Annotated in this window: 13 protein-coding genes and 1 tRNA gene; 3 read left to right on the forward strand and 11 right to left on the reverse strand. The window is 61.1% G+C overall.

The window, feature by feature from the left end; all coding sequences use genetic code 11:
* Window positions 1-94 precede the first annotated feature (94 nt).
* Genes ROLI_RS06350 through alr form a run of 3 tightly spaced genes read right to left on the reverse strand, consistent with a single transcriptional unit; the run spans window position 95 to window position 2,642 of the window.
* Window positions 95-841, reverse strand: a complete 747-nt coding sequence (locus ROLI_RS06350) for an ABC transporter ATP-binding protein (protein WP_187428627.1) — start codon at window positions 839-841, stop codon at window positions 95-97.
* Window positions 838-1,578 carry an ABC transporter permease gene (locus tag ROLI_RS06355; protein WP_187428626.1) on the reverse strand — a complete coding sequence of 247 codons (741 nt, stop codon included), beginning with the start codon at window positions 1,576-1,578 and terminating at the stop codon, window positions 838-840. Before ROLI_RS06355 ends, ROLI_RS06350 begins: the two co-directional genes overlap by 4 nt.
* A gap of 32 nt (window positions 1,579-1,610) precedes the next feature.
* Entirely contained in the window at window positions 1,611-2,642 is a 1,032-nt protein-coding gene (alr, locus tag ROLI_RS06360; RefSeq protein ID WP_187428625.1) for an alanine racemase, read from the reverse strand.
* 645 nt (window positions 2,643-3,287) lie between these two features.
* Between alr and ROLI_RS06365 the strand changes: the two genes are divergently transcribed.
* Window positions 3,288-3,929, forward strand: coding sequence for a VPLPA-CTERM sorting domain-containing protein (locus ROLI_RS06365; protein WP_187428623.1), 642 nt, complete (start codon window positions 3,288-3,290; stop codon window positions 3,927-3,929).
* Between the two features lie 481 nt (window positions 3,930-4,410).
* Here ROLI_RS06365 and ROLI_RS06370 read toward each other — a convergent pair.
* The 6 genes from ROLI_RS06370 to ROLI_RS06395 all read right to left on the reverse strand — a co-directional run bounded on the left by ROLI_RS06370 (window position 4,411) and on the right by ROLI_RS06395 (window position 10,114).
* Window positions 4,411-4,485: transfer RNA gene (locus ROLI_RS06370), tRNA-Glu, on the reverse strand.
* A gap of 91 nt (window positions 4,486-4,576) precedes the next feature.
* Window positions 4,577-6,316, reverse strand: a complete 1,740-nt coding sequence (gene recJ, locus ROLI_RS06375; RefSeq protein WP_187428622.1) for a single-stranded-DNA-specific exonuclease RecJ — start codon at window positions 6,314-6,316, stop codon at window positions 4,577-4,579.
* Window positions 6,317-6,330: 14 nt separating this feature from the next.
* A complete protein-coding gene (glpX, locus tag ROLI_RS06380; RefSeq protein WP_187428621.1) occupies window positions 6,331-7,299 on the reverse strand; it encodes a class II fructose-bisphosphatase in 969 nt (322 codons plus the stop codon).
* A gap of 87 nt (window positions 7,300-7,386) precedes the next feature.
* Entirely contained in the window at window positions 7,387-8,673 is a 1,287-nt protein-coding gene (locus ROLI_RS06385; protein WP_187428620.1) for a homoserine dehydrogenase, read from the reverse strand.
* Between the two features lie 75 nt (window positions 8,674-8,748).
* Entirely contained in the window at window positions 8,749-9,033 is a 285-nt protein-coding gene (locus tag ROLI_RS06390) for a hypothetical protein (protein WP_187428619.1), read from the reverse strand.
* 169 nt (window positions 9,034-9,202) lie between these two features.
* Complete coding sequence (locus ROLI_RS06395) at window positions 9,203-10,114, reverse strand: pirin family protein (RefSeq protein ID WP_187428618.1); 912 nt, start codon at window positions 10,112-10,114, stop codon at window positions 9,203-9,205.
* A gap of 209 nt (window positions 10,115-10,323) precedes the next feature.
* Here ROLI_RS06395 and ROLI_RS06400 point away from each other — a divergent pair, with 209 nt between their 5' ends.
* Window positions 10,324-10,542, forward strand: coding sequence for a hypothetical protein (locus tag ROLI_RS06400; protein WP_187428617.1), 219 nt, complete (start codon window positions 10,324-10,326; stop codon window positions 10,540-10,542).
* Here ROLI_RS06400 and ROLI_RS06405 read toward each other — a convergent pair whose 3' ends face one another.
* Complete coding sequence (locus ROLI_RS06405; protein ID WP_187428616.1) at window positions 10,543-11,706, reverse strand: 4Fe-4S double cluster binding domain-containing protein; 1,164 nt, start codon at window positions 11,704-11,706, stop codon at window positions 10,543-10,545. It lies immediately after the preceding gene.
* Window positions 11,707-11,819: 113 nt separating this feature from the next.
* Here ROLI_RS06405 and ROLI_RS06410 point away from each other — a divergent pair, with 113 nt between their 5' ends.
* On the forward strand, window positions 11,820-12,764 hold the full coding sequence (locus tag ROLI_RS06410; RefSeq protein ID WP_187428615.1) for an NAD(P)-dependent oxidoreductase: 945 nt from the start codon (window positions 11,820-11,822) through the stop codon (window positions 12,762-12,764).
* Here the strand turns inward: ROLI_RS06410 and serS are convergent.
* On the reverse strand, window positions 12,761-14,053 hold the full coding sequence (gene serS, locus ROLI_RS06415; protein WP_187428614.1) for a serine--tRNA ligase: 1,293 nt from the start codon (window positions 14,051-14,053) through the stop codon (window positions 12,761-12,763). The two genes, ROLI_RS06410 and serS, sit on opposite strands and share 4 nt — an antisense overlap.
* Window positions 14,054-14,066: the final 13 nt, after the last annotated feature.

Raw genomic sequence — 14,066 nt, forward strand, 5'->3', positions numbered from 1 at the left:
ACTCAGAAATTGGTGAACGTTTCAATCTTTGCGGGCAGATTGTTGCGCCACCTTCTACAGTGGGTATTTCCGGGCAGAATTGTCCCCGGAATACCTAGCGCACGGCCTCAATGGGGCCTTCGGCTTTGCCGTGAATGAACTGGTCCAGATAGGGGTTCCCGCTGCTGTCCATCTGGCTGACCGGGCCAGTCCATTGGATCACGCCCTCATGCAGCATGGCGATATTATCGGCAATCGCGCGCACGGAGGTCATGTCATGGGTGATGGTCATGGCCGTCGCACCCATTTCCACCACGATCTCGCGGATCAGCTCGTTGATCACCCCGGACATGATCGGATCAAGCCCGGTGGTCGGCTCGTCAAAGAAGATGATCTCGGGTTCGGCAGCAATGGCGCGGGCAAGACCGACGCGTTTTTGCATGCCCCCCGAAAGTTCCGCCGGGAAGCGATCCGCCACATCCGGTTTGAGGCCAACACGGCGCAGCTTTTCAATGGCGATCTCGCGGGCCTCGCCGTGCGGGCGCTTGAGCGAGCCGCGCAGCAGGCGAAAGGCCACATTCTGCCAGACCGGCAGGCTGTCAAATAGCGCGCCGCCCTGAAATAACATCCCGAAACGCGCGAGGAAGGCGTCGCGGTCCCCGGTGGCGGCGTCTTTGCCATCCACGGTGATGGTGCCGCTGTCCGGTTTGATCAACCCGAGGATGCATTTGAGCGCGATGGATTTACCGGTGCCGGAACCGCCGATGATGACCATGGAGGTGCCGCTTTGGATATCCAGATCAAGCCCGCGCAACACGTGGTTCGAGCCGAAGGATTTCTTGACGTTTTCCATGCGGATCATAGCGAGAAAAACACCCCCGTGAGCACGAAGTTCGCGGCCAGGATCAGCACGGCTGCGGCCTCCACGGCGGTCTTGGTCGCGCGCCCCACACCCATGGCACCGCGGCCCGAATTCATGCCGTGATAGCAGCCCATGAGGGCCGCGACGAAGCCAAAGACCGCACCTTTGGTCAGCGAGGAGATGATGTCGATCGGTTCAAGAAAGTTCACCGTATTACGGACGTAGCCCGCAGGATTGAACCCCAGCGTGCCTGTCGCCACCGCGTACCCCCCGAAAACTCCGATAATATCGCCAATCCCGACCAGCAGGGGCACCACGATCACCGCAGCCAGAACCCGCGGCGCGGTGAGGTATTTCATCGGATGCGTCGAAAGGGTTACCAAAGCGTCGATCTGCTCGGTGACCTTCATGGTGGCGATTTCGGCGGCAATCGAGGAGGTCACGCGCGCTGCGATCATCAACCCGACCATCACAGGCCCCAGTTCGCGCACCATGCCGACGGCCACGATCTGGGGCACGACGGATTCAGCATTGAACCGCGCGCCGCCCGCATAGATTTGCAAGGCCAGCGCACCGCCGGTGAACACCGTGGTCAACCCGATGACCGGCAGCGACAGCCAGCCAATGTTGAGCAGCGCGGAGAGGAATTCACGGTGATAATAGGGCGGGCGCAGCATATGGCTGACCGCCTCCACGCCAAACAGCGCGATGCGGCCAATCGCGGCGAGCACGGCCATCACGGTGCGGCCAATGAGGGCTAGCGGATAAGTCAAATATAGACGCGCTTGTAGCGCGCTCCCAGTGAGGTCAGTATTTCATAGCCTATGGTATCGGCAAATCCGGCGACCGTGTCCACCGATTGATGCGCGCCGATCAATTCAAGATGCTCGGGGTCCTGCGCCAGCCCGGTGACATCGACCCCGATCATATCCATGGAAATGCGCCCGACCACCGGGACACTGGAGCTTTTGGCATATAGATGTGCGTTGGCACCCATCCCGCGCAGGATGCCATCGGCATAGCCGGCAGAGATTGTGGCGATCCGCGAGGGGCTGCGGGCCGTCCAGGTGTTGGAATATCCGACCGTTTCGCCCACCGCGACATCGCGGATCTGGATCACGGGGATATCCAGCAACACAACCGGGCGCGCGTCGACGTAAGGCAGGCCACCGTAAAGCCCGATGCCGGGGCGTACGAGGTCAAAATGGTATTCGGAACCGAGTAAAATCCCCCCGGTCGCGGCCAGCGAGAGGGGGGCGTCGACGCCTTGTGTCATATCGGTAAAGCATTGCAACTGTTGGGCATTCATCGGGTGATCGGGCGTATCCGCGCAGGCCAGATGCGACATGATCAGCGTTGGTTTATGCTCCAGGGCAAGATCGCGCAGTGCCGCCCATTCCGCCGCCTCCATGCCCAGACGGTTCATGCCGGTGTCGAGCTGGATGCCAAACGGATGGCCGGGCAGGGCCTCGAAATGGCGCAGCATCTGATCGATGGAATTGAGCATCGGGGTGAGGCCTGCATCCCGGATCAGGTCTGTATCCTGCGACATATGCCCGGAAAAGACGCTGATCTGCGGCCCCTTGCCCAGAACCGCGCGCAACGCAGCCCCCTCCTCGGCGACGGCGACAAAGAACGACCGCGCACCGGATTTTGCCAGCGCCTTTGCGACGCGGGGAAGGCCCAATCCGTAGGCGTCGGCCTTGATAACGGCAGCAGCTTTGCCCTGCGCAAGCGCATTCAGGTGACGCCAATTCTCGCTTAATGCGGCAAGATCAATGCTCAGGGATGCAACAGCCATGGCCGGGGTTTTGACAGGGCTGCGCGGGGGGTCAAGCGGAAAATGGGGTTGGCCACAAGCGGATCAGTGGTCTCGGCCACCCCGCTGATGCCCTCAAGGCCAGACAATTTGGAAAATGCACGTCGGGTCATCAATATGGTGGAAATGCGTGGCTGGCGTTTTTGCCCCCTGCTTGGCCAAAGCCTAAGCACCAAAGGCGCGAATGCCGTCGTTCCGGCAAATTTCTGACTATAAAAAAAGGGATATCCCCGTGTTGCAGGGTAACGTCATGGATTCTGCGCTATCCAGAAGTGTCCAAAGATCTGCCCGGCTTCAGAATTCGACAGAACCCAAATGATATTGCCGGTCCCGCTGTGCAGTCGCGCGCGGTGTCACTGAAACGGTTCGGTTTCACGTATCTGCGAAAATCCCTGTATGTTCAGGATTGATAATCCCCGGCGTTTTCTGAGGGAGTTTATGGGTGATCGGAGATTTATCGCTCAGCGCCCAAATGGCTGCTGTGCGCGGCAAATGAGCGTTGAAAGACCCCGATTGCCGCGCCTTTCATACCGCATCACAAGGTGCGCCGCAGATGCGGTATTGCCCTTGCTTTGGACGGGTAAATCAAGCAAATTTATGGAGGGATAACGCGTAAGGGGTATACTCATGAAATCAATTTATACAGCAATCGTGATGGCCGTATTCGCTGGATCCGCCAATGCCGCAACCATCATTACAGAAACTACCGACTACACAGACCAGGATCTGGCCGCGGGGCCGCTTTTTATCACCTCGAGCGGTGATTTTTCGACGCCCGAATCCTATTCGATCTCGGGCAGCCTCGCTCAGTCGGACCTGTCCGACAGCTTCACCGCTGTCCTCGGGCCAAACCGCATGCTCGAGAACATTGTCGTCAGCTTTTCAAATGTGGGTGGGCAATTTAACGGCACCGCGCTTCAACCTTCAGAGGTTACGACCAGCACGGCAATAACAGTGTTTTTCCCGGATATTATCCCGACTAACCCGCCGCAGCTTGGATTTACCATCAACCTGGGATCGGGCAATTCCAGCACGAATTTCATGAACGGCATTACTGCATTGCGGGATGATCAGACCTGGGTGTTTGGGTTTGGGATCGCTGCGAATTCCCCTCTGGCAAGTTTTGGAAGCATCAGCGGCGACTGGAATGTCACCTTTGATGTGGTGGACACATCCGTGCCCGCCGTGCCCTTGCCGGCCTCATCACTCCTGCTGATCGGAGCATTGGCGGGCCTGGGTCTTGCGCGTCGCAGGACGACGCAGGGCTGATTTGCCCGCCGGCGACTGGTTCCGCCGCTGTGCGCCAACGCCGGGTTCCTGCATATCGAGAGGGCTCGCCCGCCGCTCTCCCGGTCTGGTGCCATGGGGCGTGCGCTCCAAGAACCGCGTGAACGCATGCACTGCCCGCAGATCCATCCCCTGCGCCTTTGGCAGCTGTCGCTTGTTTTGCGTATCGTCAACCGAGCGCAGGCTTGTCGATTGAGCGACGCACCGCCAAACATCCGTTCACCTAAGATCAACTCACGTCATTCTGGGAGTTCACTTTGGTCTTCTCATGGTAACTCGAGATCAGCTTTGACTGGGTCGTACCGGTCGCATCTGTTTTGTAACGCAGTGGGGTGAAAGACGTCATACAGCCACTTAGCTGACCACGCCGAACCATATTTAGCAGATAATTCGATAGATCATTTCACCCAATTTGCCGGGCGAAAGTCAGGAAATTCAATTGTGAGTGAGGGTTAGGTACAGCTGGTAGCCCGTAGGGGAATCGAACCCCTCTTTCCAGGTTGAAAACCTGGCGTCCTAACCGATAGACGAACGGGCCACTAGGCTGTGAGCGGTTGATTAGGCAATCCACGTGCCGCGTGCAAGCAAAAATGTGGGACGCGGGCAATAAATTTTGTCGCACCCCGGTTTTAGCTGGGTGCCGCGTCTTCCAGGCGCAATTGCACGCTTTGACGTCCGCGCCAGGTGTTGATGTCAAGCCGCCCCGCAAGGTGAAAGCGCCGCCCGGCATGGCCCTCAAGGGTCACGCCCAAGGGGGTGTCAAACGCCCCGAAACAGATCGCGTCCAGTTTCGCACCGACCCCGTCACCAAAGCCGAGTTTGAGGTGGCTTTCCCCAACCCGCTTGGCAAATGTGATCGCCATATCGGCAAAGACAAAGCGCGGGGCAGGGGCACTGGCCCCGAAGGGACCGACCTTTTCAATCATCTCGCTCAACTCAAGCGTGGCGCTCGCGGGCATCAGTAACCCGTCAACCTTCAGATCGGCGGCCCCTGCCAGATGCGCGCCCTGTTTTTCCAGCAATTCATTCAGACGCGCCATGGCGGCTTCCAGCTTGTCCCCGGTCACGGTCAGACCGGCGGCCATCTTGTGACCTCCGCCCTTGAGCAGGAGGCCTTCCGCTGCCAGACGCTGGATCGGTTGGCCCAGATCAATGCCGGAAATCGACCGCCCCGAGCCCTTACCGATGCCATCCTCAAAGCCGATCACGATGCTGGGCCGCCCGGAGGCCTCCTTGAGGCGCGAGGCGACGATGCCCACGACACCGGGATGCCAGCCCGGACCGGCGGCCCAGACCAGTGCGCCCTCCATGCCGCGGGTTTCGGCCTGTTCCAGGGCCGCGGCGCGCACGGAGGCCTCGATCTCGCGCCGTTCAGTGTTGAGCCTGTCCAGACGTTCGGCGAGGGCTGCGGCTTCATGCACGTCCTGCGTGGCCAGCAGGCGCGCGCCCAGATCCGCCGCCCCGATGCGCCCGCCCGCATTGACGCGCGGACCCAGCAGAAACCCAAGGTGATAAGAGGTGGGAGCAGTATCCATGCGCGCGATATCGGCCAGTGCCGCGAGGCCAGGGCGCGCGCGTTCCGCCATGATCCGCAAGCCCTGGCGCACAAAGGCGCGGTTCACGCCAATGAGCGGGGCGACATCCGCCACCGTGGCCAGGGCCACCAGATCGAGCATGCCCATGAGGTCGGGGCCTTTTTGCGCGTCGCGGCGCAGCTGGCGGCCCAGTTCGACCAGCAATAAAAACACCACGCCCGCAGCACAAAGATGCGCCAGATCACCGGTTTCATCCTGCCGGTTCGGGTTCACCACGGCGAGCGCCCCTGGAAGGGTTTCCGCGCCAAGGTGGTGGTCCAGCACCAGCACATCCGTATCCACCGCCGCCGCAATCGGACCATGCGACAGCGTCCCGCAATCCACGCAGATGATCAGATCATGGGTGCGCGCCAATTGCGCCATGGCGTCTTCATTGGGGCCATAGCCTTCATCAATCCGATCGGGAATATAGAGCGTTGCGTCATGCCCCATCGCGCGCAGCCAGACCAGCAAAAGCGCGGCAGAGGCGCCGCCATCCACGTCGTAATCGGCAAAAACCGCGATCCGCTCGCGCGCGCGCAGCCCCGCCAATACGCGCGCGGCGGCTTTTTCCATATCCCGCAGCGCATGCGGGTCGGGCAGCAGATCGCGAAGGGACGGCGCGAGGAAGGCCTCCGCCTCCTGCGGTGGGATGCCGCGCCGCGCCAGCGCCTGCGCCACCGGACCCGGCAGACCGGCGTGCTGTGCAATGGCCTCCGCGGCGCGCGTCACCTCGATGGGCGGACCCACCCAGCGCCGCCCCGTCAGGCTGTGATCAACGTCAAGGAAACTCACCCGCGCTGCCGCGCTTATTTCGGAGCCACCGGCGTGCGGTAGTTGATGCGGCGCACCGATCCGGTCTTGGAGCGCATGATCAGTGTTTCGGTGGTCATCCAGCCGGGTTCGCGTTTCACCGCAGGCAGGATGTTGCCATCCGTCACGCCTGTGGCGGCAAAAATCACGTCCTCGGTCACCATTTCATCGCGGTGATAGATGCGGTCGAAATCGGTGATCCCGGCCTTGCGCGCACGGCCCCGCTCATCATCGTTGCGAAACAGCAGACGGCCATACATCTGCCCGCCCATGCATTTGAGCGCCGCTGCTGCCAACACGCCCTCTGGCGCGCCACCCGACCCCATGTACATATCGATACCGGTACCCGGTTCGGCGCAATGCATCACGCCGGCCACATCGCCATCCGTGATCAGACGGATCGAGGCCCCGGTGGCACGTACCTCGGCGATCATCGGTTCGTGACGGGGCCGCTCCAAAATGCAGACGGTGATGTCGGCCGCGCCACATCCCTTGGCCTTGGCCAAAGCCGCGACCCGCTCGCCGGGGGTCATGTCCAGCGTCACCACATCCTTTGCAAATCCGGGACCAATCGCCAGCTTGTCCATATAAACGTCAGGCGCATGCAGCATGGAGCCACGCGGCCCCATGGCAATGACGGTCAGCGCGTTGGGCATGTCCTTGGCCGTGAGCGTGGTGCCCTCCAGCGGGTCCAGCGCGATGTCCACGCCGGGGCCGTTGCCGGTGCCGACTTCTTCGCCGATATAAAGCATCGGAGCTTCGTCCCGCTCGCCTTCGCCGATGACCACGACGCCCGCGATGTCGAGCATGTTGAGCTGTTCGCGCATCGCGTTGACGGCGGCCTGATCGGCGGCTTTTTCATCACCATGCCCGACCAGACGGGCCGAGGCCAAGGCGGCTGCCTCTGAAACGCGGGCAAGACCCAGAGAGAGCATACGATCCTGAAATTCGGCGTTGGCTGGCATGGAAACTGTCCTTTTTATATGAATATGAGTTGCGGCAGATGTACCCTTGCGATCCGGCCCGCACAACCGCGCCGTAGGATCATGGTTTCAGACCTGCTCAATGCGCAAAGCGACCGGCGTGCCTGATAACACCCCGGTGCTCTCCATCGCTGCGAGGGCCGCGTTAAGCGCATCCGGCGCGGTTTTATGGGTGACGATCAGGACAGGTGCCGCGGTGTCGTCATGGCCATATTGGCGCATCCGGTCGATGGATACGCCCGCTTCGCCCAGAACGGCGGCGATCTTGGCCAGCGCGCCGGGTTTATCCTCCAGCGACATGCGCAGGTAATAGGGGGCAGGGGCCTTGGCATGGGCGGGCGTAGAGGTTTTAAGCGCATCGGCCGCGATCCCAAAGACCGGACCGCGCAGGCCGCGCGCGATATCGCAGACATCACCCATGACCGCACTGGCGGTCGGCCCTTCGCCCGCACCAGGGCCGCGCAGCACGATCTGCCCCACGGCGTCGCCTTCGAGCACGACCATATTGGTGCCCCCGTCCAATTGCCCCAGCGGCGAGGTGTCAGGCACAAGACAGGGCTGCATGCGCTGCTCGAGCCCACGCCCGGTCATCTGAGCGATGCCCAAGAGCTTGATTTTATAGCCCATATCGGCGGCGGCGCGGATGTCGTCAATGCTGACCCGGTCGATGCCTTCCAGCGTGATGCCATCAAAATCGACGCGGGTGCCAAAGGCCAGCGCCGAGAGAATGGCCAGCTTATGTGCTGCGTCAATGCCGCCCACATCCAGCTGCGGATCGGCTTCCAGATAGCCCAGCCCATCGGCCTCAGAAAAGACCTCCGCATAGCTGAGACCGGCGGTTTCCATCCGCGTCAGGATATAGTTGCACGAACCGTTCATCACACCCATCACGCGGGTGACGTCATTGCCCGCAAGCCCCTCGCGCAGGGATTTGATGACAGGGATGCCGCCCGCGACGGCGGCCTCGTAGTGCAGCGCCTTGCCTGCGGCCTCGGCGGTTTCGGCAAGCGACTGGCCGTGGATGGCGAGCAGCGCCTTATTGGCGGTCACCACGTCTTTTCCGGTGGCCAATGCCGCCTCGACCGCGTCTTTTGCGGGACCTTCATGGCCGCCGATCAACTCGACAAAAACATCCACGTCATCGCGCTTGGCCAGCACCACCGGATCGTCTTCCCAGGCATAGCGGTCCAGCGGCAGGCCGCGATCCTTGGATTTATCCCGCGCAGACACGGCTGAAATCACGATCCGGCGCCCCGTGCGCGCGGCAAGCAGGGCCTCGTGCTGGCGGATAATGCGCAGCACGCCAATTCCGACCGTACCCAGACCTGCAATACCAAGACGAAGCGGCTCTGACATGACGGGGAATCCTCTGCTAGGGGGTTGTTTTGCGCCGTGTAGCGGGTTCGGCGCGCGCGCGCAACGCGCTTGCGCTCACTGAGGGGTTTGAGCGAGCCGGGCGCGCTCGGATTCATCCAGAACCGGGGCGCGCAGGCGATCCGCGCGCGATTTTAATCCGCTGACACGGGCGTCCAGCTGGTCTTGAGTGTCAAGCGGTACCTCACCGGGGCCGTTCAACACATCCGCAATCGAATCCAGCGAAATGAGATCGGGATAGGCGGCATCGCGCGCGATCGGCCCGGTCGCATCGTCAATTTCGGGAAACTGGACGCAGCCGGCGAGCAAGGCACACAGCAGGACAAGAACAGGAAGGCGCATCAGACAGTCTCCAATTGCTCCCCGCGTTCTGCCCGATGGCGCGCGCTGGTGCAAGCAGGGTTTGTTTTCGAACCATGTTCATTCATTGCTAGGGCATGGGGTCATTGGTGGGGCACCGGGGGCGGTTGGCATCATGGCACCACGGGCGCGGATCGGCTTTCGCAACCCGCTAATGCGCGGGTTTGATGAAGGTTCCGTTGTTTAGATCGCGCATCGCCTGTTGCAGTTCCGCCTGCGTGTTCATCACAATCGGGCCGTGCCAGGCCACGGGCTCCTCAATCGGCGCGCCTGAAATCAGCAGGAACCGGATGCCATCCGGGCCCGCCTGCACCGTGACCTCATCACCGGTGCCAAAACGCACCAGCGTGCGGTCGCCGGACAGATCGCGGATGTTGATTTCTTCTCCGCCGATTTCCTTTTCCAGCAGAACGCCGCTTGGCGCGCTGGCATCCACAAAGGCACCGGACCCTTGGAAAATATAGGCAAAGGCGCGCCGGTAGGTGTCTATCTTGAAACTCTTGCGCACCCTCGCAGGTACAAAAACATCCAGATATTGCGGATCGGCGGCGATCCCATCGACCGGGCCGACCTTGCCCCAGAACGCGCCGGTAATGACCTTGACCACCGTGCCGTCATCATCGGTGACCTGCGGAATATCGGCACCGGTGATATCCTGATAGCGCGGCGCGGTCATCTTCTGGCTGGCGGGCAGGTTGCCCCAGAGCTGGAACCCGTGCAACTGGCCGCGCGCGTTCCCCTGCGGCATTTCCTGATGCAGGATGCCCGATCCGGCGGTCATCCATTGCACATCACCCGCGCCAAGCGTCCCCTGATTGCCCAGCGAATCGCTGTGATCGACGCTGCCCTCAAGCACATAGGTAATCGTCTCGATGCCGCGATGCGGATGCCAGGGAAAGCCCTTGAGGAAATCCTCCGGGCGGTCATTACGGAAATCGTCAAACAACAGGAACGGATCGAGTTCGGAGGGGTCCTGAAACCCGAACGCACGGTGCAGTTTTACACCGGCGCCTTCAAGGGTGGCTTGCGCTTTGCGGATTTCCAAGGTGGGTCGAAGCGACATGGCACGTCTCCTGATGGCTTTGAGCAAGATGTAGGTATCACGCAGGGCACCACAATAGCTTTGGGGTGAACGGTTGCTGTGCGGGGATGCAGAGGTAAATAATCACAAATTGTGATGCGTTATATCATATACATTCGTTTTGAGAATTAATGAGATGCGGTTATGTGCAAGGCATCCGATGTTGGATCAACCATCGAAAGGAATCTCCCATGGTCTTCGAAACAACTGTTCAGGAAAGAAACGTGATGCCTCTGGCGGGGCGGGGGGTGGCAACGCTGCTCTTGGGGCTGGCCCTTGGCGTCATGATCGGTGCGCTCTTGGCGCAGCGGGTGGATGACTTGCCAGCACCGGGCGTGATATTGCAGACGGGCGAGATCATCGGGGAAGACTGGCATGGCAATGTGCGGCGGTCTTTACCCGCGCAATAATCAACGCCGCCCCCACCAGTGGCTTGGTCTTTTACGTCCGCCGCGCTTGGCATCAAGCCAGAGCGCGGCGCGGCGCAAGGGCGAAAGCGCCAGCTTCAACCAGACCCGGTGATACCATCTGCTAAAATCGCGGTTGAACGGGCAAACCCGCATGCAGATGGCACAATCCGAGGCCAGTTTCGCCCAGAAGCCGAAACATTTTTCCGCATCCGAGGTCCATTTGCGCACGCCTTTGAGTGCGGAGATATTCGCGCCGCCGACCTGCGGCGCGCCATAAGGCAAAGCCTTGACCGGGCAGGCATCCGCGCATTTCGTGCAGATGTCGCAAAACGCCCGCACGCCCAGCGGTTTGGGCGCGTCATGCGCAAGCGGCAGCGACGTGAATATCTTGGAAAACCGCAAGCGTGGCCCGAATTCGGGCGTGATCACCATCTGGTTGCGCGCGTATTCGCCCAGGCCCGCCTTGAGCGCATAGGGGATCACGAGGGCTGTGTCATTCATCGAAGCGATCGCCTCATAGCCCAGATTGCGGATGTAGGCGGCAAGCTGCATGACGCTCGCGGCCTCCTGACTATAGGCGCGCCCGGTGGCAGCGCCAGCGGTGGCAGCCGGATAGGTGTCGAGCAGATCCGCGTCCATCTCATGGCCCAGAACGATCACGGATGTGATCCCCTCGGGCAGATCATTGGGTGCATCCGAAAGATCGCGCACATCCACACGGCTGGAATAGTGCCAGCGCGGGTCACAACCGGTGATCCCGCAGAGGTCGGCCTTGAAAAATCGCGCGACCTTCTTGATTTCATGCGACATATTCTCGGGGCTGTCGATCTCCAACTGTACGGGCGCAATCGGCGTGTCTGCACTGATCGGGGCCTGAAACCCCTCGCGTCGTCCCTGATCGGCAAAGCGGTCCGTCATGATGTCGGAAATCAGCCAGGAGGCGTTGCGCAGCGCAAAATCGCGCTGGCCAAACCCGTCACCGCGCCGTGGCGTCGCTTCCATCCGGTAGGAGGCAAAGAAGGCATCGCTCGCCTTGCTGCGCACGCTTTGATCCCAGAACGCGCGGGTGAAGATATCGTTGCGCTGCGCAAACCGCTCGAAATCCTGCGTGACGTCAATTCCGGCGGCGGCGTCCGCGCGGGGCGGGGGTGAAGTGTCGCTCATGCGCACAGCCTACGCGCGCAGGTCCTTGGGTCAATCTCAAAGGTCGCAAACAGACGCGACCCCGGCCCGAGCCGCGCCCAATTTGGGTTAAAGGCAAGAGAGCGGGAGCGGTCATGAAAGTTGGGTTTATCGGCTTGGGTAATGTGGGGGGGAAGCTGGCAGGCTCGCTCATCCGCAATGGTATCGACGTGCAGGTACATGATTTGAATGCGGAATTTGTAGCCGGGATGGTCGCACATGGAGCCGTTGATGGGGAAAGCCCGGCGCAGATAATGCAGGCCTGTGACGCTGTGATCACCTGTCTGCCCTCCCCTGCGGCGTCGGCGGCGGTTCTGGAGGAAATGTTGCCGCATGTGGGTCCCGGAAAAATCTGGATGGAGATGTCGACCACGGATGGTGATGAAATCAAGCGCCTTGCCGCTTTGGTGAGCGCACAGGGCGGTGCGGCGGTGGATTGTCCCGTCTCGGGGGGCTGTCACCGGGCGGATACCGGAAATATTTCGATCTACGCGGGCTGTGATCGCGCGACGTTTGAGCGGGTCTTGCCAATTTTGACATGCATGGGGCGGCGGATCCTGCATGTGGGCGCGGTCGGTCATCCCAGTGTTCTCAAGGTCATGACCAATTATCTGGCCACGGCGAATTTGTTGACGCTTTGTGAGGCTTTGACGGTGATGAAGGCCGCCGGACTGGACCTGGGCATGACCTATGAGGCGATTGCGATGTCGTCGGGGACGTCCTTTGTGCATGAAACCGAAAGCCAGTTGATCCTGTCGGGTGCACGCGATGTGAATTTCACCATGGACCTTGTGCAAAAGGACATCGGGCTGTTTCAAAAGATCGCGGACCAGCAGGGCGTGCCGCTGGAAATCTCGCCCTTGCTGATCGAGATGATGAACGACGGGCAAAACCGGTATGGCGCGCGTGCGCAATCGGACCGCATGATCGAACGGCTCGAAGAGGCAACGGGGCTGAGCGTTCAGGCCCCCGGTTTCCCGCAGGAGCTGGTGGATGATGAGCCCGAAGAGCTCGGCTACGAGGTGGTGGTGACCCGTTAGGCGAGGGTGCCATCCGCCGTCAGCGTGGTTTTACCACCCAAATAGGGGGCGAGCACATCCGGCAGGATCACCGAGCCATCCGCCTGCTGGCCGTTTTCGAGCACCGCGATCAAACAGCGCCCAACGGCGAGACCGGAACCGTTCAGCGTGTGCACGAATTGCGGCTTGCCCCCGCCGGCGGGTTTGAAACGCGCATTCATGCGGCGGGCCTGGAAATCGCCGGTTGTGGAGACGGAAGAAATTTCGCGATAGGCGTTCTGCCCCGGCAACCACGCCTCGATATCGTAAGTGCGCCGCGCGCCGAACCCCATATCGCCCGTGCACAACAGGACTGTACGATAGGGAATGCCCAAACGTTCAAGCAAGTCTTCGCCGCAACGTAGCATCCGTTTTTGTTCGTCTTCCGAGCGGTCGGGATGGGTGATCGAGACCATTTCGACCTTTTCAAACTGGTGCTGGCGCAGCATCCCGGCGGTATCGCGCCCCGCACTGCCCGCCTCCGAGCGGAAACATAATGTGTGCGCGGTCATGCGACGGGGCAACTCGCTTTCCTCCAGTACGTCGCCCGCCACGGAATAGGTCAGCGTGATTTCGGAGGTGGAGATCAGCCAGGCACCGTCGGTGGTTCGATAGCTGTCTTCGGCGAATTTGGGCAGCTTGTCGGTGCCATACATCGCCTCGTCGCGCACCAGAACCGGCGTGTTATATTCGGTCAACCCGTTGTCATCCACATGCGTGTCGATCATGAAGTGCGCCAACGCGCGGTGGATGCGCGCAACAGCCCCTTTGAGCATGACAAACCGCGCACCAGAGGTTTTGGCGGCGGTTTCGAAATCCATCGACGCTGCGACGCCGCCGATCTCGTAATGCTCTTTTGGGGTGTAATCGAAACCGGGGATCACGCCCCAGTTATTCACCTCGACGTTGTCGTTTTCATCCGCCCCCTGCGGCACGTCATCCGCGGGCAGGTTTGCGATCCAGGCGAGTTTTTCGTTTAACTGCGTGTCCAGCGCCTTGGCCTCGGCCTGAAGGGCTGCGACTTCGGCTTTTTTATCCCCAACCAGCGCGCGCAGACGTTCAAATTCGGCTTCATTGCCTGAGGCCTTGGCCGCGCCGACCTCCTTTGAGGCCTTGTTCTGATCGGCCTGCGCGGTCTCAGAGGCGTTGATCTTGGCACGCCGCGCCTCATCCAGCGCCAGAATCTCAGCTGCAACCGGGGCATCGCCGCGCCGCGCCAGGGCGGCGTCAAAGGCGTCGGGGGTCTCACGAATGGCACGAATGTCATGCATAGCATCTGTCCTT

Source organism: Roseobacter fucihabitans, assembly GCF_014337925.2.
GTDB lineage: Bacteria > Pseudomonadota > Alphaproteobacteria > Rhodobacterales > Rhodobacteraceae > Roseobacter > Roseobacter fucihabitans.